Source organism: Leifsonia sp. Y878 (genome assembly GCF_057669685.1).
In genome coordinates this window covers 700532-721265 of record NZ_JBYHFS010000001.1, presented here as the reverse complement: position 1 = coordinate 721265, position 20734 = coordinate 700532, and the positions used below count along the sequence as shown (strand labels likewise).

Sequence of the window (20734 nt, the reverse complement as noted above, 5' to 3'; positions counted from 1 at the left end):
GGTTTTGGTGGGGTTTCTCCCCTCCCTGCCCCCCCACGCGACACACCCGCTCACTCTCCGCTCAACCCGAAAGACCCCGATGACCACTCACTTTACGGCCGCCACTGTGGCCGCCGCCCTGCTCGCGGCCGCGCTCGTCACGGCCGCCGCCACCCCGGCGCACGCCGAGGGCGAGAGCGACGTCACCTGGAGCGTGCAGCCCTCTTCACCGCAGGGTCCCGATGCGCGTTCCGAATTCGACTTCACCGTGGCACCCGGCACCACGATCAGCGACTGGGTCGCCGTCTCCAACTTCTCCGCAGGGCCGGCCACCTTCCGCGTGTACGGCTCCGACGCCACCACCGACTACAACACCGCGGCCTTCACCCTCATCGGCGCCGACGAGGCCTCCACCGACGTCGGATCCTGGACCACCATCGACTCGTCGTCACCCGCCTGCGCCGACAGCAACGACGCCGGCGAAGCGGCCTGCGCGGCGACGATCGGCAAGACGATCACGCTCGAGCCGGGAACGCGCGCCGACATTCCGTTCACCATCACCGTGCCCGCCGACGCCACACCGGGCGACCACGCCGCCGGCATCGTGGCATCCTTCCAGTCCGCGGCCACCGACGCCACCGGCTCGGCCGTGCAGGTGGAGCAGCGCGTCGGCACCCGGATCTACCTGCGGGTCGACGGCCCGCTCGAACCGAAGCTCGCCGTCACCGGCGTCGTCTCCGGGTTTGACGGAACCCTCAACCCCTTCGGCCCTGGCACCGGCCGCGCCGGATTCGACATCACGAACCAGGGCAACGTGCGCGTCTCGGCGGTGCCCACCGTGCACCTCACCGGCCCGTTCGGCATCGACTTCGGCTCGGTCACCCTCGACCCGGTCGAGAACATCGTGCCCGGCGGGGTGGCCCACGTGGAGGCGAGCTTCCCCAACGTCGCGCCGTTGTTGCTGCTCTTCGCCGACATCACCCTCGACCCGGTGCCGTCTGCCGGCGCCGCAGCGGCCGACCCCCTGCCGGCCGTGCAGACCGCGAGCACCATGGCGTGGGCCGTGCCCTGGTCGCTGCTCGGCCTCGTGGCCGCGATCGTGGGTGGCGTCTGGTTCACCCTCTGGTGGCGGCGCCGGTCGCGCGAGCTGCTGGGCTCCGAACTCGCCGCCTACGCAGAACAGATCCGCACCGAAGAACGCACCAACCTCGGGCACAGCGCCCCCGCACACGAAAGCGAGACCGTTCGATGAACGTTTACACCCAGACCCCAGGTCGACGAGCGGTGCGGATGCTGGTTTCCGCCGCCCTGCTCGGTGCGGCGTTCTCCGCGGTCAGCTTCGGCGCTGTCGCGGCCCACGCCGAAGACCAAGACACCGGCTTCACGGTGGTCATCCCGACGACGGCCCCCACTCCCACGCTAACTCCGACTCCGACTCCGACACCGACACCGACACCGCCTCCTGTCACCGCGCCGGCCACGACGAACACGACGACGAAGACCACGACCACCGTCAAGGCTCCGGTGAAAGCGGCAGCCACGTCGCCCACCGCACCGGCCGCTGCCGCCGAGTGCACGCCGGCCGAGCCGCCGGTACCCACGGCCCCCGCGTCGAACGGTTCGAACGCGTCGGTCGACAAGGAGTTCTACGAGCCCGGCCAGAACGTCACCGCCACCGCCACCGGCTTCGCAGCGGGCGAGCAGGTGCAGCTCGTGCTGTTCTCCGAGCCAACGCTCATCGGCACGTTCAGCGCCGACGCCGCCGGGCAGGTTGAGGCCGTATTCCCGATCGACAAGAAGACCACGCCAGGAACCCACACCGTGCAGTTCACCGGCTGGTGCAAGAAGATCGCGACCGCCGACGTGCTGGTCGGCAGCGGACCGCTCGTCGCGGCCAGCTTCGACATCCCCGTGGGCGTCTGGGTCGCCGGCGGCGTCGGCGGCGCCGCGGTTCTCGGCGTCGCCGCCTGGCAGCTGCTCGGCCTGATGCGCGCACCCGTTCTCGGCAAGCTGGGCGTCTGATGACGATCGACACCCGACCTCCCTCAGCCCCGACGCCACCAGCGCCATCGCGGTTCGCGGTGACCGAGAAGATTCGGATGCGCGTCGCCCGGGCCCACCGCCCGGTCCCCGCGGGCGGCGGTCGGCCGCCCACGCGCGGCGGCAAGCCCCGACCGCGGCTGCGCCTGCCCGACGCTCCCCGCCCGCTCGCACCGCGCGACACCCGCTGGTGGGCGGGCGCCGCGATCCTCACCGTGTCACTGCTGCTCGTCGGCTTCGTCGCGCACGTCGGCCTGTTCTCGGTGTTCCAGCACAACCGCGCCCAAGACCTGAGCTACCACGAGCTGCGCACCAGCCTCGCGAAAGCCGAGACCCCCGTGGGGCAGCTCAACCTCGACGCCGAGCTGGTGCCAGCCGGAACGCCCGTCGCGCTGCTGCAGATCGACGCCATCGGCCTGAGCGAGGTCGTCGCCGAGGGCACCACGGGCGAGGTTCTGCGCACCGGCATCGGCCACCGCCGCGACTCGGTGATGCCAGGGCAGGCCGGAACATCCGTGATCCTCGGCCGACAGACCACCTACGGCGGGCCGTTCGGCGGTCTCAGCCGACTGAAACCCGGCGACGACATTACGATCACCACCGGGCAGGGCACCAGCACTTTCCAGGTGTTCGCACTGCGCCGTGCCGGCGACCCGCTGCCCGAACCGCTGCGCGCCACGGAGGGCCGGCTCGAGCTGATGACCGCCGACGGACTCGCGCTGTTCCCCTCCGGCGTGCTGCACGTCGACGCCCAACTCACCTCGAAGGTGCAGACCACCCCCACCAAGGTGCTCGCCTACCCCGCCCTGCCTCCGGCCGAACGCGCCATGGGCCAGAACGCGAGCGGATGGTTCAGCTCGTTCTTCATACTCTTCTTCTTCGTGGCATCCGCCATCGGTCTCTGGTGGCTCTGGACCCGCTGGGGCCGCTGGCAGGCCTGGCTCATCGGCGTTCCGGTGATGCTCGTTCTCGGCGTCACCGCGGCCGACTCCGTGATGAACGCCCTTCCCAACCTCCTCTGACCACCCGCTAGCCCCAAGGAAACCATGACAGCCCCTTCTGCTCAGCCCACGCCGAGCCACAACGACATCACCACCGTGCACCTCACCGCGGCCGACGCCGCCGAGCTCGCCGAGCTCGCCGCGGAACGCGTGCCGCTGCACAATGACGACGTCACCTCTGTGCTGCCCTCGCTCAGGATCTCGACCCGCCCGGCACCTCCTGCGCCGCCCGAGACCATCCACGACGCCGACGCAGAGATCGCCGACTCCGTGGTCCTCCCGACGGTGTCCGCCGCCCCGCTCTCCGGCCTCGAGGCGCGCGACGTCTCGGCCTGGTTCGGCGAGCACAAGGTGCTCGAACGGGTGTCGCTCTCGATGGGCGCCGGCGAGGTGACCGCGCTCATCGGGCCGTCGGGCTGCGGCAAGAGCACGTTTTTGCGCATCCTCAACCGCATGCACGAGCTGGTGCCCTCAGCCGCCCTCGCCGGCGAGGTGATTCTCGACGGCGTCGACATCTACGACCGCGAACGCAAGCTCACCGACGCCCGCCGGCACATCGGCATGGTGTTCCAGAAGCCCAACCCCTTCCCGGCCATGTCGATCTACGACAACGTGATCGCCGGCCTGAAGCTCACCGGCGTGCGTGCCTCGCGCGACACGAAAGACGAGATCGTCGAGCGCAGCCTCACCAGCGCCGGCCTCTGGCGCGAGGTGAAAGACCGCTTGCGCCAGCCCGGCGGCGGACTCTCGGGCGGCCAGCAGCAGCGCCTCTGCATCGCGCGGTCGCTCGCGGTGAAGCCGAAGGTTCTCTTGATGGATGAACCGTGCTCGGCCCTCGACCCCACGTCGACCCGTGTCATCGAAGAGACCATGGGCGAACTGCAGAAAGAGGTGACGATCGTGATCGTGACCCACAACATGCAGCAGGCGCAGCGGGTGTCGCAGAAGTGCGCGTTCTTCCTCGCATCGCAGGGCACCCCCGGCGGCATCGTGGAACATGGCGACACCGATGCGATGTTCTCCGAGCCGCAAGACGAGCGCACGTTCGACTACGTGAACGGTCGATTCGGATAATCATGCACCTCGACGACCACCCCGAGAACCTCATCGGCGGCCGGTTCCGGCTGGCCGAGCTGCTCGGGGTGGGCGGTTCCGCCTCGGTGTTCGCCGCGGATGACACGCTAAACCCTGGTTTGCGCGTGGCACTCAAGCTGCTGCATCCGCACCTCTGTGCCACCGAGGAATCGCGCGACGCGTTTCTGCGCGAGGCGCGGCAGGCCGAGGCTTTGCGTCACCCGAACGTCGCCGCCATACACGCCAACGGGCTGCACGAGGCCGGCGGCATGATTCAGGCCTGGATCGCGCTCGATCTCGTTGACGGCGAGAGCCTGGGTGAACGGGTGGCGCGCGGAGGGCCGCTGCCGGCCGCCGAGGCCGCGGCCGTGCTCGACGGCGTGCTCGCCGGGCTCGGCGCCGCTCACGCCGCCGGGCTCGTGCATCGAGACGTGTCGCCCGCAAACGTGCTGATCACCACGCATGGCGGTCCGTTGGTCGCCTCGCACGTGCGGCTGGTCGACTTCGGGCTCGCCGATGCGACCGGACATTCGGTCGTCGGCCGCGACGTGCTGCTCACCACAAATGCTCCGGATGTCGCGGCCAGCGATATTGGCGTGATCGGCAACGCTGCCTTCATGTCACCAGAGCACGCGCAGGGCAGACCCGTGCGCGCAGCGAGCGACCTCTATCAGGCCGGCGCGCTGCTCTACTTTCTCCTGACAGGTCACCCGCCCTACCTGCGCGACAGCACCGCTCAGGTGCTCGAGGCGCACGTGTCAGCGCCGCCGCCCGTTCCGTCGGTGCTCGCGCCCGCCGCCCGCCCACTCGACCGCGTCGTGACACGCGCGCTGACCAAGACGCCGGCCAGACGGTTTCGCGACACCACCGAGTTTCGCGCCGCGCTGACCGACGCGCTGCCCGCGCTGCCCGACGCGGCGGATGCGCCCGCGGAGGCAGGCGCCACTATCGACCCTGCGACCCGCGTGCTGGGCTCGAGCACCGCGGGCCAGCTGGCCTATCTCTCCCCCGCGGCCCTGGCCCCCGCGACCCCGTCTGGCGTCGACGCCGGACAGCCGCAGCGAACTCCGGCAACGCCCGCCGGTCTCGCCGCGCTCGTGGTGGCCGCACTCATCTGCGGCCTCGCCGTCTGGGGAGTTGTGGCGGCCGCGGCAGTGCCCGAACCCGACGCCCACAAGACACCGATGGCGAGCGACACGTCCACGCCGACGGCCACGGCATCGGCGACGGCTGCGGAGACCCAACCCTTCGCATCCGCCCCGCCCAGCGAGTCGCCCGTCGCGACCGACGTCTCGGTGCCCACGCTCTACGGCACCCTCGCCGACGCCGAACGGGCCCTCGCCGCGCTGGGACTCGCGCTCGGCACCGTGTCACGCATCGACTCGGCCGAGAAGGCCGAGCGCGTGCTCGCTCAATACCCCCAGCCAGGGCAAACCGTGCCCGCGGCATCGGCCGTCGACGTGAGCGTTGCCTCTGGCACCAACACCGTCCCGGCAGTGGCCGCGCTCAGCGTCGGGGCGGCCACCGCCCTGGTCGAATCGGCCGGGTTTGTCGTGAACGTTCACGGCACCGTCTCGCCGGCCGCGATCGTGAGCGGCACCCTGCCGGCGCAGGGGGCCGTGCTGCGGGTGGGCGTGACCGTGGTGCTCGTCGTCGAGCCCCAACCGACACCGCCCCCCGCAGAACCGACGCCCGAACCAACGGAGGAACAATGACGTACCTGACTCTCGAAGGCTGGGCAATTGAGGTGCCCCTATCCGGCATCGACCCTTACCTGGCGGCCGCGATCTGGCTGATCGATCGGCGGGATGGGGCGCTTATCCTCGACCAGTCTGGTCACGGCAATTCCATTCATGCCCGAGTCCTGATCGAGACAGTGCCGGTAGTGGATCTGCGCCCACGTGCGGCCTTCGCTCACTCCGAAGGGCTGGGAATCGTGCTGGTCACCCCGACCCCGAAGACTTTGGAATTGCTCGACAGAAACGAGTTCTCCGCATCCGCTCAATGGTTGTTGATCCCCTCAGACGGCTCCAGCGTCGACCGTCCGTTCCAAGACGCCTGGCTCTGGGCGCAGCAACGGCCCGCGACGATTACCCTGGCCGGCACGACAATGCCCGATTACGATCTCTCGTACATTCTCACGCCGCACGAAACGTGGGCGCTGGCCGTGCGATCGGGTCTGTCGCGCTCTCAGATCGCAGACCTACGCGGAGCCGCGTTAGCCGCCTGACCCTCACCGAGCGCTGGCGGTAGCGCGCGGCACAGAAGATCATCGCGCGGAATCCTTCACCTGCCGTCGTCGTCGTGGGAGAGACGTCCGCGGTGCCGATCGCTGGAACGGCTTCACCAGCTGTTCACCGGCCGTTCTATTGCGAGTACCACGGTCTCGTAATTCCCGCTTACCTTCGCGAGTTTGAATACATGTGTTCTCGTAATCGTCGAGACCCGCACTCCGAAAGGTCACCATGCGTCGCTTTACCCTTCCAGCGGTGGGCTTGCTCACCATCTCCGCGCTTGCGCTTACCGGCTGCCAGGCATCCGGAGCAGACGCGGCGGCCGTGGCAAACGCTCCGATCACGATCGCTACCATTCCCGTCTCCGACGACCCGACGGCTGAGAACCCGATCGAGGTTCTTGCCGAACTGCTCGAGAAAGAGACCGGCCGCGCCGTCGAGATTACCGACGTGCCGGACTACCTCAGCGTCGTCGAGGCCATCCGCTCTGACCACGTGGACATTGGGATCATGAGCGGCTTCCCCTCCGCCCTCGCCCTCAATACCGGTGAAGTAGATGCATTGCTCGCGTGGAAAGGCAGCGACGAGCCTGTCTCGACATGCGTGGTGCTCGATGACTCGCCCATTGAGACTGTTAAGGATTTGAAGGGCACAACTGTCGCCTTTGCCGATCAAGCGTCGAGCTCGGGGTATTTCATGCCCGTGTACATGCTCCACGAAGCCGGGCTCGAACAGGGCGAGGACTATGAGTCCATCTTTGCGGGCGGCCATGAAGGAAGCTTCGCGGCGCTGCAGCAAGGCCAGGTGGATGCCGCATGTACAGCCTTCGCCATCACCGAGATGGGAGCGCCGATGTTCCCCTTCGCCGACGATGAGTGGAGAGCAGTTGGCGAAAGCCCGTCGATGGATGTCATCGGCACGGTTCTCGCACGCCAGTCGCTCGATGACGGGACCCGAAAGCTCCTTGAGGAGGCACTGCCGAAGGTGTTCTCGGAAGAGAACAAAGAAGCGCTCTCGGCATACAGCGCCTTTGTTGGTCGAGATGTCATCATCGAACCAAGCCCAAGCATCTTCGCGTCGTTTGCCAAAATCGCGGAGGTCGCGGGCGTGAAGCTCGAGGACCTCAAGTGAGTATGCCGGTTCGTTCTGTGCCACCAGGCACCACCCGTGCAACCTCTTCCAGGGACGTGGCTACATCGGAATTGCGCGCAGCTCTTCCCCTCGTCACGGTGCGTGGTCTCCGCGTCGCCTACGACGATCAGCTCGTTCTTGACGGCGTCGATCTCGACCTGTTTCCTGGGGAAATGGTCGCGCTCCTCGGCGCATCCGGGTCTGGCAAATCCACTCTCATGAAGAGTCTCACGGGCTTCGCGCCTGTTTCGGGCGGCACCGTCCGAGTGGCCGGCCACGACGTCACCAACCTCGGGCGGGGCGAGCTCCGCGGTCTCAGGTCTGAGGTGGGACAGGTATTCCAGCAGTTCAACTTGATCCCACGAATGAGCGTGCTCACCAACGTGCTCACCGGAGCGCTCCATGAAGCGGGCCCCATCAATATTCTTGGCGGGTTCTCCAGCGTCCACCGGAAACGGGCCATGCATCTTCTTGACCGGGTTGGAATCGCCCACAAGGCGAAGGACGCGGCGCGGGAGCTGAGCGGTGGCCAGCAGCAACGCGTCGCCATCGCTCGTGCACTCATGCAGGAACCGAAGGTGATCCTCGCGGACGAGCCCGTTGCATCGCTCGATCCGAAACTTGCTCATTCCGTTCTCGAGTTGCTTCGTGAGATCGCAACCGAGGATGGCATCCCCGTACTGGTGAGCCTGCATGTGCTTCCTTTGGCCCTCGCGCACAGCGACCGCATTGTCGGACTCCGGCACGGCGAGATGCTCGTTTCCGCACCCACCTCCGAGCTAAGCGCTGCGAAGCTTGCGGTGCTCTACGACGAAGAAGAGGATGCTGCCGATGACCACCACAGCTGAAAATCGCACCCGAAACACGGCTGCGCCCGCGCTGTCGAGGTCAGAGCGTGCGCGTCTCGAGCGCGCGGTCTCTGCACCTCGAACACGGTTTCTCGTTGCTATCCCTCTTGCACTCGTGTTGCTGGTCTGGTCATTCAATGGCGCGGAGTTCAACTTCGCGAAGTTGGGACAGGGCACTGTCAACATGGGCGAATTTTTATCCAGACTGTTCCCGCCCGACTTCGGCAAGTTCGAAACTATCCTGACGTTGCTCATCGAGACGTTCCAAATGGCAATCGTTGGCACTGTCCTTGGCGCGGTGCTTTCTCTGTTCGTTGCATTTGCTGCGGCGTCCAACATTGCACCGAGATGGCTGTATTTCCCGGCGCGCTGGACGATGAACATCATCCGCTCCGTGCCCGACCTTGTATTCGCTCTCATGTTCGTCTCGGCCGTCGGACTCGGCCCGTTCGCGGGAATCCTTGCCATGACCCTCGGCTCTTTGGGATCCATCGGCAAAATCTTCGCTGAGGCCATGGAATCCGTCGACCGAGGCCCGATTGATGCCATGCAAGCGGTCGGCGCATCGAAACGGCAGGTCGTGCAATACGGAGTCCTTCCCCAGGCGGCTCCGCTGCTGGTGTCATACACGTTGCTCCTGTTCGAGGGCAACGTCCGCGGAGCGACAATCCTCGGCCTCGTCGGCGCTGGCGGGATCGGCCTCGAACTCACCACAGCGATGCGGATGTACGACTACGGACACCTCAGCGCCATCATCATCTGCATCATCGTGCTCGTCACAGCGATAGACCAGGGCAGCGCCCTCATCAGAAAGAGAATCACATGACCATCTCCACCCTGGATATCCAGCTCAGCGCCCCGGCCAACATCCGTGACTTTGGCGGCATTCCCGTCGCAGGAGGCACCGTGCGCGAAGGATTCGCCATCCGCGCCGATGACCTCTCCACGATCACATCCGACGTGGCCAGCTCCCTCGCCAAGAACGGATTGGCGGCGGTGATCGACCTGCGCACCTCACACGAGGTAGCGATCACCGGGCGCGGACCGCTCGCAGAGCACCCGGTCGCGTACCACCACCTGCCACTCATCGCGAGCGTGGCCGACTCGATGTCAAAGGACGCACCGTTCATGGTCCATCAGGCGATGGGAGAGATGTACGCCGACATGGTCGAGAACGCAGCTCCCCAGCTGGTCACCGCACTGAACATCATCGCTCACGCCCCTGGGGCAACGGCATTCCATTGCTCAGCAGGCCGCGACCGCACTGGCATCCTCGCAGCAGTGCTCCTGCTCGCTCTCGGGGCGCACGACGACGACATCGTCACCGACTACGCACGAACCGGTCCCAACATGGCAGCGATCAGGGAACGCACCAAAGCCGTGATGGGTGCGCTATTTGCAGGCCTCGGTATCGACTCTGACCAAATCCGAGCGGCCACCATCTCGGACGGGCCCATGGAGGCGTCGATGCTCCTCCTCCTCGAACGCCTCCGCGAACGACACCGGGACGCGCTTACCCCGCTGCGCAATGCGGGCCTCAGCGAGAGCACGATCGCTCGCCTGAGGGAGAAAGCACTCATCGCGTGACGTCGAACGCGATTCAGGACGCCGGGACTGCGGTCCATCGCGGTCCCGGCCGTCCGCGCGACGAAGATCTCGACAACCAGATCATCGAGGCGACGCTCGCGCTCATCGATGCTGAGGAAGACATCACCGTCTCCCGAGTGATTGAACGCAGTGGCGTAAGCCGAGCGGCGCTCTACCGCCGCTGGCCATCACTCACGGCGCTCATCGCGGCTGCTTTAGATGTCGGACGGACAATCCCATCGTCCATCTCCACGGACGGCGACCTTCGCGAGGCGATCTTCACCGCAATCCTCGGTGGCCCAATCTCCGTGACCGCAGCCGGATACTCGAACGCGCGGTTCCGGCAACGGATCCGACTCGTGATGGCGGACCGCCAACTGCAACAGGCGTATTGGTCCTCCCATGTGGTGCGGCGGCGTGTTCCAGTCGAGAAAGCGCTTCGGGTCGGCGTTGAGCGCGGGATCCTTCGCGCCGACCTCGACGTCGAAGCATGCTTCGACGCGATAGCCGGCGTTCTGTACTACCAACTTGTGGTCCGTGGAGATGCGCTCGACTCCCCGGCCACTCAGTCACGACTACGCTCTGCAGTCGAAACGGTATGGCGCGGAATGCTGGCTGACAGTTCACCGACCGCTGAACAATCAACGCCGACATCCGCATGGGGCTGAGTTGAAAAAGGGTCGTGAGCGCGTCGGAGTGACGCTGTAGTGTCGTCGGAATGAGCATGAGCGCGAGCACGAGCACACAAGAGACAAGGGCGGCTGGACCGCGATCGGGCTGGGAAGTCGCCGCGTTCGTTATCCTCGGGTTGCTTCTGGGGTTCGCGACGATCTTTGCGAGCTTCATTGGCAGCTTTCTCGGCTTCGCCGGGATCACCGACCCGTCTGCCCCGTCGACACTGCCGGACGGGGTGAAGGTGGCAATCCTGTATGTTGCCATCGGTGGCCCGTGGGTGATCACAGCTGTCGTTCTGCTGTGGGGATTCCTGCGCCTCATGAAGGGCAAGGCGTCCTGGCCGCTTCCCCTGGCCGGTGGCGTCCTGCTCATCGTCAACTTCTACGTCTGCGGGGGCCTCATCACTTCATGAGCTGAGGAGGCGCTTGAGGTGCATGACTGAGCGCACTCACCTGGCGCTTTCCCCAATCGCAAAAACCGTCGACCCGACCGGTACGTGCAAGCTTCGTTCTAAAGGGCGATACGCGTACCAGGCGCGGTGCACCCGCATGTATGCCTCGTCGTTGCCCTCGTTGAGCCAGTCCAATGCGTCGCGACCATGAGCGACTAGGTCGTGATCGAAGTCGTCGGGCTCATCGAGCCGAAACGGCATGCGCCACAGTCAGGGACGCTCGACCGGCTCAGCGTCGTCGAGCCACTCGACTGGGCGGCCTGAGAGTCCAGCAGCGATCGCGGTTGCCGTCTCGCGCCAGGAGGTGAGCTCGGCGATGGCGAGGTGTGGCTGCCCCGTAGCGAACGACGCTCGAGCGGCGTTGACGAGATCCTGCGCGCACTGTGCCTGATCCTTCGCTGACAACGCAAGCATCCATTGGAACCGGTCAGCCATTCTCGATGCGAGAGTGCCCTTGTCATCGAGTGTGACCGTGATGAGGTCTGCTGCGAATTGCAGCAGGGCCGCGCGGGCGTCCGCCTCGCGCTGGGACATCAGCACCAGTGGCTCGCCATCGCGGCGCGTGATCTGGACAGTGTGGTCCTCGGCCTCGGCGAACACATCGGCCTGTTTGCTCAGCTCCCGCCTCCGATCACGTTGATGCCGATGATGATGACGATGGCAAGGAACGCGAGAACCCCACCCAGCACTGCGAAGAGATTCCACTGCGGCGTCGCCTTCGGACGGCGGAACGTTATCTGCGACTGGAGAAGCCCCTGGCTCTGGCTGACGAACTCCCAGCCGTCGTCCTGCCACTTCGCCGTCGTCTTGGCTTCGGTACCGCGGATCGCCTGCACCGTCGTCAGTTCGTATTTCACTGCATCGTCAGCCATAAGGCTCCCGACCCCCAATCGGACTTATGACTCGTGGAGCACTCGTGAGCATAACAGAGGAGTGCCCGCATACCGCGCCTTCCGCCAACGCTGGCGGTTCATCGATGACAGTGATGTCGAATTCCGGCCTACCGCCGAAGGTGCCCACAGGCAGGCGAGGCCGGCCGGGCATCAGCGCACCCCCTCACGGAGCGACAGATCAGCCGAGGGCTCGTGCAGTCCGTCCAGCCAGCCGACTAACTACGTCGGAGACGCGGTAACGAATCTCGCGCCCCACCCGAATGCCGGAGGGGCCGCGTCCGTCGGCGCGCAGATCGTAGATGGCTTGCACGTGCACGCCGAGATACTCGGCAAGTTCGCTCGTAGTGAGAACCGGCTCAAGGCTGAGCCCGGAGAGGCGTTCGGTGTTCATAACACCAAGGTGCTCGAGGCCATCCCAGATGAACCGAGGCGGGCCGAACACCACTCCGCGAAGGTGCCGCAGGAGGGTGGAATTTTCGAATAAGTGTTGAATAAACGTTGAGTCTATCAAGTTTCTGCCTTTTCACTAAGACAAGAAACCCTGATCAGACCAATCTTCCAGTAGGGCGGACGGGACTTGAACCCGTGACCGACGGATTATGAGTCCGCTGCTCTAACCAGCTGAGCTACCACCCCGAGTCCTGCCTACTCCGGGGAGTGTGCAGAAGCTTCGTCGGTGACAAGATCTGCCACCGGCTCACCACGATACAGGCTTTCGAAAGTGCTCAGTGTGCGGTTGATGTCGTGAGCCTCAATCATCTTCAGCGACTCCCGCTTCAGCAGGTCGAGGTTGTCGGGTGACGCCGTCAGAACCGTCGTGAGCTTCTCCGCGAGGTCTGTCGCGCTGCCCGGCTCGAACAGGTAGCCGTTCTTGCCGTCGTGCACGAGGTGCGGCAGCGCCATGGCATCCGCTGCAACGATCGGCAAACCGGATGCCATCGCCTCCATCGTCGCGATACTCTGCAGTTCTGCAATCGACGGCATGGCAAAGACGGAGGCACGCGAGTATGCCGCGCGCAGCTCGTCATCCGTCACATAGCCGGTGAAGGTCACGCGGTCCTTGATGCCGAGGGTCTCAGCGAGGTGCTCCAGGTTGCGCTTCTGGTCACCGCCGCCCACGATCTCGACCTGCGCGTTGAGGTCTGCGCCGAGCAGCGCCACAGCCTGCAACAGCACATCAATCTGCTTCTCACCGGTAACCCGGCCAACGAAGAGAATGCGGTTCTCGGTGCGCGGCTCGAAGCTCGGCGAATAGTTGTCTGCGTTGATGCCGCAGGAGATGGCTCGCACGCCGGTCAGCCCGGTGTACTTCTCCAGGAACTCGGCAGCACGCCGCGTCGGAGTCGTGACGGCCTCTGCGCGCTGGAACGTGCGCCTGGCAGCCTTCCACGCCATCTTGATCCCGCGATCCTGCAAGCCCTTGGGGATGAGCGTGAACTCAAGCATGTTCTCCGGCATGAAATGGTTGGTGCCAATCATGCGGATGCCACGCTTCTCAGCTTCAATCGTCAGGCCGTGGCCGACGTTGATGTGCGACTGGAAGTGCACGACGTCGGGCTTGAAGTCGTCGAGAATCCGTCGACTGACCGGACGGATGACCCAGGGCAGAGCGAAGCGCAGCCAGTCGTGTGGGTACCAGCGCCAGCTGTGCAGGCGGTGCACAACCATCTGCTGGCCCTCGTGGGTCTCTGTCCATGAGCCGTGCTTGCGCGACGCTGCGGGGGCCATCACGTGAACCACATGCCCACGGGCCACAAGGCCGGCAGCAAGCCGTTCGGCGAAGCGCGCCGCACCATTCACATCTGGAGCAAACGTGTCCGCAGCGATGAGCACGCGGATCGGCGTCTTCGCCTGTGCGGGATCGCCGGCAACCGCGCCGCGTGGGTGGGTCGAATCTGACAAGTGGCTTGGTCCCTACGTTGGTGTGCCGGGAATCATCATCCGACAGGAAGTCTGGGAAGCGAAATAATAAGCGCTGATACGCACGTCACTCCGCACCCTATTCTAAACAGTCAGTCTGCGAGTGACCTTGCGCCCCGGCGCGTCATGACTCGACACTCTGTCTCAACTGCCGGATTCTGCGGACTGCGGGTGGTATTTCGACAACCGGAAAACGCCCCAGATTGCGATCGCACCCGCAACGATGAAGACGACAGCCGCCCACGGAGGCGCCTGCGAGGCCTCCCCCAGCACGATGATTCCAATGGCCACCGCAACGAGCGGGTCGACAACGGTGAGCCCGGCGATGACGAGGTCTGGCGGCCCGGACGAGTACGCATTCTGCACGAAGTATCCGCCGAGTCCGGCAGCGAGCAGCAAGCCGAGCAGGCACACGAAGGTCAGTCCTTCAAAGTTCTCGTGCTGCACCCGGTTAATGATGACCTTGGCCAGGGTCGCAACGAACCCGTAGAGCACGCCGGCCCCGATGATGTAGAAGATCGCCTTGAACCGCTTGCGCAACAGCACGAACGAGATGCCGGCGAGAACCAGTACAACGCCGAGAATGATGAGGATTGTCACCAGGTTCTGGTCGGTGACGGGCTTGTCGACTGCTGTGAATGCCGCAACTGTGACGAACAGACCAACGCCACCCACACACATGCAGATGGCAATGATCGACGCGCGATTCAGCCGCACGTGGCTGATCCTGGCGTTCAGGATCGCCGTGACGACCAGCGCGAACGCCCCGAGGGGCTGCACGACGATCAGCGGAGCAAAGAAGAGGCTCGTGAGTTGCAGCACGATCGCCAGGCCCAGCATGATCGTGCCGAACACCCACGACGGGCGGGAGAGCAGCAACAACAGCTGGCGAGGGTTGAGACCGCCCGTCACCTCGACGGTGTTTGCTTCCACCTTGTTGACGCCCCGGTGCTGGAACTGGGCACCGAGAGACAAGAACACGGCACCGATCAGCGCGAGCGGAATTCCGATGGCCTGTCTGGGGTCAATCGTGATATCCGCTGCGAGTTCGGTCAGGTCGGGGGTCACCATTCGACAATATCGAGAAGACGCCCGATATTCTTGCTGAATGGCCGTACGCTCAATAGTTATTTCTGGTGACCCTGTTCTGCACTCCCCCGCCGCACCCGTCGTCGACTTCGACGATGACTTGCGCACGTTGGTTGCCGATATGTACGAGACGATGGATGCCGCGCCAGGCGTCGGTCTTGCCGGCCCACAGGTCGGCGTTGGCCTCCGCTTGTTCACCTTCGGCTACACCGACGATGCCGACGTTCTGTGGCGCGGCGTCGCCATCAACCCCGAGTTGTGGATCACTCCTGTTCCCGCTGGATTCGCCGACGACGATGAAGACGTCGAAGGCTGCCTGTCCTTCCCCGGCGAGCGTTTCCCGCTGCTGCGCGCCCAGTCCGCGATCCTCCGCGCTGTTGACCTCGACCAGAAGCCATTTGAGATTCGAGCGGATGGCTGGCTGGCGCGCATTTTCCAGCACGAGTTCGACCACCTGGACGGCACGCTGTACGTTGACCGCCTTGAGCACCCATACGCCAAGATGGCCGCGAAGATCACTCGCAAGCGCAGCTGGGGCGTACCGGGCCTCTCCTGGCTCCCCGGCGTGGACGACCTCGACAGCTAGACGACCTCGACAGCTAGCTGAACGCGCGGATTGCGGCGGCGACCACCGCCGCAACCACGACCACCACGATGAATGGCACGCGGAGCGCGAAGAGCAGGACAGCCACGATCACGGCCGGCACCCGCGCGTCGATGACGACGGCCTGGCCCTGCCCGAGCGTCTGCACAGCGATCAGCGCGGCGAGCAGCGCCACGGTCAGCAGGTCGGCGATGCGGAGGGCGGCGGGTTTCTCCAACACGCGCGCCGGCACCAGGAAGCCCAGCATTTTGAGTACGACGCAGGCGATCGACGCCAGGATGATGATCTGCCAGAGCGTCATGCGGCATCCTCTCGTTCTCGTCTGGGCGCGAACCAGTTGAACGCGCCCACCACGATCGCGACCACGGCAGCAACCAGGATGGGGATGCCGGGCATCAGCACGGGCGTGAGCAACGTCGCCACGGCAGCTGCTGCAACGGCCACAGCACCGGTCTGAAGGTTTTTCAGGCGCGGCCAGAGCAGGCCGACAAAGGCAGCCGCAGCTGCTGCGTCCAGCCCGTATGCGCGCGTGTCCCCCAGAGCGTCCCCCAGCAACGCACCGGCCAGTGTGGTGATGTTCCAGCCGATGAAGATTGCGACGCCGGTGACCCAGAAACCGATGCGGCTGCTGCGCTGTGTCGGCTGCGCCAGCGCCACAGCCGTGGATTCGTCGATGGTGAGCCAGGCGCCAGCAATCCGCTTCCACCATCCGCTGCCCACAATGGGCGACGTACGGATGCCGTAGATGCTGTTTCGGGTACCGAGCAACGCGGCACTCGCGATGGCCGCAGGCCCCGCGGAGAGTCCCCCACCTGCCAGCACACCGACGAGCGCGAACTGGGATCCGCCTGAGAACAACACCAGGCTTAGGAAACACGCCTGCCAGATGGACAGACCGGACGCCACGGCCAGCGCACCGAAGGACACACCATAAGCCGCTGTGGCCAGCCCAACAGCCACGCCAGACCGCACAGCAGTCCGGCCTGCTAGCACCTCAGCTTCGGGAAGCCCCTCGTCGTCCGCGGCGGCGGGCGTGCTCACGAGCGGGCCAGATCCACTCCGTGAACGCCGTTGTGGAAGCGCAGGGACGGGAAGACCGCAGACACGGAGAAGCCAACGCCGGGAACGGTTCCGGCATTGAACACGCCGCCGAACAGCTGGGTGCGTTCGCGCATCTGGGTGAGTCCTGCTCCGGCGATTGTCTCGCTCAGTGCCTTGAGATCGTCTTCGATCGTGTACCCCGTGCTCGCAGCCTGCTCGTCAGGGCTGGCGTGCGCGCGGCGTGCTGCGGCACGAATGCCGTCGTCGTCGATCAGGAGCTGCAGCCCGTCATGGCTCCAACTGAAGGAGACACGCGCTTCAGTGCCGATGCCACCGTGCTTGAGGGCGTTGGCCAACGCGCTCTGCAGGATTCGGAAAACGGCCAGTTCTGCGCCGGGCTTCAGCGGGAACCGGTCACCGGTCTCCGTGAAGCTGATGACGAGGCCGGCATCACGCATCACACGGAAGAGATCTCGAGCAGACTGCAGGCCGGGCTGCATGGTGGCGACCGATTCGCCTTCGCGTGCGATCGTGAGAACGCGTCGCATATCCGCCAACGCGTAACGCCCATCCTCAACGAGGGCCGTCATCACCCGCACCGCACTCGACGGGTCGCTCTCCGCCGTGTAGCGGGAACCCTCTGCACGCGTGATCAGCTTGGAGACGGCCAACACCGCGACATCCTGAAGCTCGCGGATGATGCCGAGCCGACCCTGCTGTTCTGCGAGCGAGAGCTCGAGGTCGATCCGCGTGCGGTCAGCGGTTGTGCGGTCGAATCGCGTGCGGCGAGAACGGACCAGGGTTGTCACCCAGAGGACTGCAAACACCACGGTGAGAACGCCGAGTATCGCAGTGAGGACCAGCCAGAAGTCCATCGCGTGCCTTTCGTTGTACGTGCTGCATCACAGTTGATTGACTATGTCACCATCTGGGCAGTACGAGGGAATAAAAAAGGCCACCAGGGGTGGAGCCCTTGGTGGCCTTTCGCTCCCCGAGTTGGAGTCGAACCAACAACGATCCGCATGGAACGGTCGATGCCCTGCTTTATCCGGGGTGAGCTGAAGTTCTTTGTTCACGCTGATCTTCCAGCACTAGCTCTGAGACAACTATACCGGGCATGTCGTCTGCACCGCCGCCACTCGGCACATCCGGACGGTGCAGGCGTATCGTGCGACGAGAAGAGCGTCAGGGCGTTCAACGCGGGCGACCAGAGGACGCACACACGTAGAACGAGGGAGATAAGGCTATGAAGGCATGGCAATTCACCGGCACGAACAAGCCGCTGGCATTCAACGACGTTGCAGAGCCAACGGCAGGCCCAGGTCAGGTCGTCGTCGAGGTCAAGGCAGCCGGAGTGTGCCACTCCGACGTCTCAGCACTTGATGACGCCGGATGGATGGCACTCTTTCCCGTACTCCCCCGCACCATGGGACACGAGAACGCCGGCGTGATCACCGAAGTCGGCGACGGCATGGACGAGTGGAAAGTCGGCGACCGCGTCGGTCTGGCCCCCGTGATGAGTGACGGCGACGCCCTGGGCTATGGCCAGTGGGACGGCGGCTTCGGCCCCAAGCTCCTCGCCACCAATGACAACCTCGTCAAGCTCCCCGACGAGGTTTCATTCGAACTCGGCGCCATGGCAACAGACGCAGGCCTCACCGCCTACCACGCCATCATGGCCGTCGGCGGTGCCAAGGCCGGCATGAAGGTCGGCGTGATCGGCCTCGGCGGACTCGGCTACATCGGTGCCCGCGTTGCGGCGCTGTCTGGTGCTGAGGTCTACGGCGCAGAGGTCAACCCCGAGACCCGAAAGCTGGCTGATGAGATCGGCCTGACCGATGTCGCGGATTCAATCGACGTGTTCAAGGATAAGAACCTCGACCTCATCGTCGACTACGCAGGCTTCGGAACCACCACCGCCACGGCGATCGAGACGCTCGCCGAGTTCGGCACCCTGGTGCAGGTGGGGATGGGGCGCCTTGAGTCGACCATCAACACCTACCCGATCATCATCAACCAGCTCACGATCAAAGGCTCGAAGTCAGGCACAAAGGAAGACCTGGAAGCCCTCTACGAGCTCATGAGGTCGGGCAAGCTGAACCCACCGATCAATCTGATCACCCAGGCGGAGATCCCTGACGCCATCGACAAGCTCCGCGCTGGCGGCGTAGTCGGTCGCTTCATCGCCCTGTACGAGTAGCCGCACTGTACGAGTAGCACAGCATGACACGGTGGGTCAGGTCGCTGAAGCGCCCGTCGAGCGCGCACGCAGATGCATGCGCTGACCCTGCTTGCCAAACAAACTCAAGATCTCGACCTGACCGCCCGCTGAGCCGAACCAGTGCGGATTCTGGGTATCGAATTCGCCGGCCTCACCTGGTCCGAGGATCACATCATGCTCGCCCAGCACGAGCCGCAGTCGGCCGGAGAGCACGTATACCCACTCGTATCCGCTGTGGGTGCGCAGCTCTGGGGTGCGCTCAGAACCGGCGATCGTGATCTTGTATGCCTGCAGATCGCCCGGATACTGGGACAGCGGAGTGAACGTTCGCCCGTCGGCGCGGGTGGAATTCAGCGACACCCGGGGATCCTCGATGGTGGGCGACGTGACGATGTCGTCCAGGGGCACGCGCAGGGCGGCCACAATTGGCAGGAGCAGTTCAAGGCTGGGCTTTCGCTGGCCGGATTCCAGCCGCGACAGCGTGCTCTTCGAAATACCGGTCTCGCGCGACAGGTCGTCAAGGGTCACGTTCTTCTTCTGACGGATGCGACGCAGCCGGGGCGCAATCTGGTCGAGTTCCGTGGCCATCCGTTGCGTTGAGCTCATGACTCCATCGATATCAGGTTGTTCCGGTTTCAGCAACGAAAGTTCCGATTGTCTCAACAGGGGCGTCATCGTGGCTGCGGAGGTAGTAACTATGACCAATTCAACAGATGCCGTTGCACAGCACGGCGACTCTCACCACGACGTGATCATTCTGGGGGCAGGGGCCGCTGGCCTGAGTGCAGGACTCGTGCTCGCGCGTGCGCAGGCCGATGTGCTCCTGATTGATTCCGGCACGCCGCGGAACGCGGCAGCTGATCACATGCACGGGTTCATCTCGCGGGACGGAGTGCCGCCCCTCGAGTTCCTGCGTATCGGCCGAGACGAAGTCCTCGGCTACGGCGGCGCGTTCGTCGCTGCATCTGTCACCGATGTCCGGCGTGATTCGGATGGCTGGTTCACCGTCGGACTGGCTGGTGGGCGCTCAGAGCATGCACGGGCCGTGCTGGTCACGACGGGATTGACCGATGAGTTGCCCGACCTGCCCGGCGTCAGGGAGCGGTGGGGAACATCCGTTCATCACTGCCCGTACTGCCATGGCTTCGAGGTGAGAGACCAAAACATAGTCGTCATCGGCGGGGCTGCTCGGGCGATGTCACTCAAACTAGCGTGCCTGCTCCGCCGCTACAGCGAACGCGTGACACTCGTGACGAACGGTGTCGACTTCAGCGACGTGGAGCTGCGCCGCCTCGAAGCATTCGGCGTGGTGATCGTTGACGCTGTGGTCGAGGCCCTCGTCGACCACGAGCATGGCGACACAGGAGCGCTCAACGGCATAGTCCTTTCAGACGGACGGACGCTGGGGTGCGAGGCCGCCTTCATCGCGCCGAGGCCGCACCCCAACGACGGCGTCCTTCGGTCGCTGGGCTGCGACATCGATCCCACGACGGGACTCGTCGCCGTCGACGCCACCGGACAAACCAGCGTTGCCGGCGTGTGGGCCGCTGGCAATGTCGTCACTCCGAGCGCACAGGTCATCAGCGCCGCAGGGGCAGGCAGCACGAGCGCCATTGCACTCAACGGATGGCTGCTTGAGAAGGACCTCGACAGTGCCGCTCCGTCCGTCGACCAGTCACCGGCGGCGCCGGCAGCGGCTCCGAAATCGGCATCCGCACCGGCACCGGTCAAACCACCGTCTGTCCATGCCAGAGCGGCGATCACATGGATCGCCATTTTCCCGCTCGTGTCGCTCGGCTTTTATGTCATAGCGCCATTTGCGGGCGACTGGCATCCGGTTGTGCGCGCCTTCGTGCTGACACTCATCGTGGTGCCGCTGGCCGTGTACCTGGTGGTGCCACAACTGATGCGCGCATACGGCAGGATCCGGCGAAGCCAGCGCTAAA

24 protein-coding genes and 1 tRNA gene are annotated in these 20734 nt (G+C 65.0%); 15 read left to right on the top strand and 10 right to left on the bottom strand.

Annotation, left to right across the window (positions count from 1 at the left end):
* Positions 1-79 precede the first annotated feature (79 nt).
* The 12 genes from AC25Y4_RS03390 to AC25Y4_RS03335 all read left to right on the top strand — a co-directional run bounded on the left by AC25Y4_RS03390 (position 80) and on the right by AC25Y4_RS03335 (position 10981).
* Complete coding sequence (locus AC25Y4_RS03390) at positions 80-1231, top strand: hypothetical protein (RefSeq protein WP_488118957.1); 1152 nt, start codon at positions 80-82, stop codon at positions 1229-1231.
* Positions 1228-2001, top strand: coding sequence for a hypothetical protein (locus AC25Y4_RS03385; protein ID WP_488118956.1), 774 nt, complete (start codon positions 1228-1230; stop codon positions 1999-2001). Before AC25Y4_RS03390 ends, AC25Y4_RS03385 begins: the two co-directional genes overlap by 4 nt.
* Entirely contained in the window at positions 2001-3041 is a 1041-nt protein-coding gene (locus tag AC25Y4_RS03380; RefSeq protein ID WP_488118955.1) for a sortase, read from the top strand. The genes AC25Y4_RS03385 and AC25Y4_RS03380 overlap by 1 nt, the downstream gene beginning before the upstream one ends.
* Positions 3042-3065: 24 nt before the next feature.
* Positions 3066-4094: a phosphate ABC transporter ATP-binding protein PstB gene (gene pstB, locus AC25Y4_RS03375; protein WP_488118954.1), complete on the top strand. Its 1029-nt coding sequence runs from the start codon at positions 3066-3068 to the stop codon at positions 4092-4094.
* Positions 4095-4096: 2 nt separating this feature from the next.
* Positions 4097-5809: a protein kinase domain-containing protein gene (locus AC25Y4_RS03370; protein WP_488118953.1), complete on the top strand. Its 1713-nt coding sequence runs from the start codon at positions 4097-4099 to the stop codon at positions 5807-5809.
* Entirely contained in the window at positions 5806-6324 is a 519-nt protein-coding gene (locus AC25Y4_RS03365) for a hypothetical protein (protein WP_488118952.1), read from the top strand. The genes AC25Y4_RS03370 and AC25Y4_RS03365 overlap by 4 nt, the downstream gene beginning before the upstream one ends.
* A gap of 235 nt (positions 6325-6559) precedes the next feature.
* Positions 6560-7459: a phosphate/phosphite/phosphonate ABC transporter substrate-binding protein gene (gene phnD / locus AC25Y4_RS03360; RefSeq protein WP_488118951.1), complete on the top strand. Its 900-nt coding sequence runs from the start codon at positions 6560-6562 to the stop codon at positions 7457-7459.
* Between the two features lie 56 nt (positions 7460-7515).
* Positions 7516-8307: a phosphonate ABC transporter ATP-binding protein gene (locus AC25Y4_RS03355; protein WP_488118950.1), complete on the top strand. Its 792-nt coding sequence runs from the start codon at positions 7516-7518 to the stop codon at positions 8305-8307.
* Positions 8291-9133: a phosphonate ABC transporter, permease protein PhnE gene (phnE, locus tag AC25Y4_RS03350; RefSeq protein WP_488118949.1), complete on the top strand. Its 843-nt coding sequence runs from the start codon at positions 8291-8293 to the stop codon at positions 9131-9133. Before AC25Y4_RS03355 ends, phnE begins: the two co-directional genes overlap by 17 nt.
* On the top strand, positions 9130-9894 hold the full coding sequence (locus AC25Y4_RS03345; protein ID WP_488118948.1) for a tyrosine-protein phosphatase: 765 nt from the start codon (positions 9130-9132) through the stop codon (positions 9892-9894). The genes phnE and AC25Y4_RS03345 overlap by 4 nt, the downstream gene beginning before the upstream one ends.
* Positions 9891-10562 carry a TetR/AcrR family transcriptional regulator gene (locus AC25Y4_RS03340; protein WP_488118947.1) on the top strand — a complete coding sequence of 224 codons (672 nt, stop codon included), beginning with the start codon at positions 9891-9893 and terminating at the stop codon, positions 10560-10562. The genes AC25Y4_RS03345 and AC25Y4_RS03340 overlap by 4 nt, the downstream gene beginning before the upstream one ends.
* Positions 10563-10618: 56 nt before the next feature.
* On the top strand, positions 10619-10981 hold the full coding sequence (locus AC25Y4_RS03335) for a hypothetical protein (protein ID WP_488118946.1): 363 nt from the start codon (positions 10619-10621) through the stop codon (positions 10979-10981).
* 249 nt (positions 10982-11230) lie between these two features.
* On the opposite strand, the gene AC25Y4_RS03330 is transcribed toward AC25Y4_RS03335, so the two are convergent.
* The 6 genes from AC25Y4_RS03330 to AC25Y4_RS03305 all read right to left on the bottom strand — a co-directional run bounded on the left by AC25Y4_RS03330 (position 11231) and on the right by AC25Y4_RS03305 (position 14901).
* Complete coding sequence (locus AC25Y4_RS03330) at positions 11231-11620, bottom strand: prevent-host-death protein (protein ID WP_488118945.1); 390 nt, start codon at positions 11618-11620, stop codon at positions 11231-11233.
* Between the two features lie 14 nt (positions 11621-11634).
* Entirely contained in the window at positions 11635-11892 is a 258-nt protein-coding gene (locus AC25Y4_RS03325) for a hypothetical protein (RefSeq protein WP_488118944.1), read from the bottom strand.
* Between the two features lie 199 nt (positions 11893-12091).
* Positions 12092-12304 (bottom strand): helix-turn-helix transcriptional regulator, encoded by a 213-nt coding sequence (locus tag AC25Y4_RS03320; protein WP_488118943.1) that lies wholly within the window; start codon positions 12302-12304, stop codon positions 12092-12094.
* Between the two features lie 171 nt (positions 12305-12475).
* Positions 12476-12549, bottom strand: a tRNA-Ile gene (locus AC25Y4_RS03315).
* A 9-nt stretch (positions 12550-12558) separates the two neighbouring features.
* A complete protein-coding gene (locus AC25Y4_RS03310) occupies positions 12559-13815 on the bottom strand; it encodes a glycosyltransferase (RefSeq protein ID WP_488118942.1) in 1257 nt (418 codons plus the stop codon).
* A gap of 162 nt (positions 13816-13977) precedes the next feature.
* Positions 13978-14901 carry a DMT family transporter gene (locus tag AC25Y4_RS03305; protein WP_488118941.1) on the bottom strand — a complete coding sequence of 308 codons (924 nt, stop codon included), beginning with the start codon at positions 14899-14901 and terminating at the stop codon, positions 13978-13980.
* Positions 14902-14941: 40 nt separating this feature from the next.
* Between AC25Y4_RS03305 and def the strand changes: the two genes are divergently transcribed.
* Entirely contained in the window at positions 14942-15508 is a 567-nt protein-coding gene (gene def, locus AC25Y4_RS03300) for a peptide deformylase (protein ID WP_488118940.1), read from the top strand.
* Between the two features lie 13 nt (positions 15509-15521).
* On the opposite strand, the gene AC25Y4_RS03295 is transcribed toward def, so the two are convergent.
* From AC25Y4_RS03295 to AC25Y4_RS03285, 3 genes are read right to left on the bottom strand one after another with little or no spacing between them, the layout of a single operon-like run.
* Positions 15522-15827 carry an AzlD domain-containing protein gene (locus AC25Y4_RS03295; protein ID WP_488118939.1) on the bottom strand — a complete coding sequence of 102 codons (306 nt, stop codon included), beginning with the start codon at positions 15825-15827 and terminating at the stop codon, positions 15522-15524.
* Positions 15824-16567 (bottom strand): AzlC family ABC transporter permease, encoded by a 744-nt coding sequence (locus tag AC25Y4_RS03290; RefSeq protein ID WP_488118938.1) that lies wholly within the window; start codon positions 16565-16567, stop codon positions 15824-15826. The genes AC25Y4_RS03295 and AC25Y4_RS03290 overlap by 4 nt, the downstream gene beginning before the upstream one ends.
* Positions 16564-17442 (bottom strand): sensor histidine kinase, encoded by an 879-nt coding sequence (locus AC25Y4_RS03285; protein ID WP_488118937.1) that lies wholly within the window; start codon positions 17440-17442, stop codon positions 16564-16566. Before AC25Y4_RS03285 ends, AC25Y4_RS03290 begins: the two co-directional genes overlap by 4 nt.
* A gap of 371 nt (positions 17443-17813) precedes the next feature.
* Between AC25Y4_RS03285 and AC25Y4_RS03280 the strand changes: the two genes are divergently transcribed.
* Complete coding sequence (locus AC25Y4_RS03280; RefSeq protein WP_488118936.1) at positions 17814-18767, top strand: zinc-binding dehydrogenase; 954 nt, start codon at positions 17814-17816, stop codon at positions 18765-18767.
* A gap of 36 nt (positions 18768-18803) precedes the next feature.
* Here AC25Y4_RS03280 and AC25Y4_RS03275 read toward each other — a convergent pair whose 3' ends face one another.
* A complete protein-coding gene (locus AC25Y4_RS03275; protein ID WP_488118935.1) occupies positions 18804-19394 on the bottom strand; it encodes a helix-turn-helix domain-containing protein in 591 nt (196 codons plus the stop codon).
* 91 nt (positions 19395-19485) lie between these two features.
* On the opposite strand from AC25Y4_RS03275, the gene AC25Y4_RS03270 reads away from it, so the two are divergent.
* Complete coding sequence (locus tag AC25Y4_RS03270; RefSeq protein WP_488118934.1) at positions 19486-20733, top strand: FAD-dependent oxidoreductase; 1248 nt, start codon at positions 19486-19488, stop codon at positions 20731-20733.
* The last annotated feature ends 1 nt before the right edge of the window (position 20734 follow it).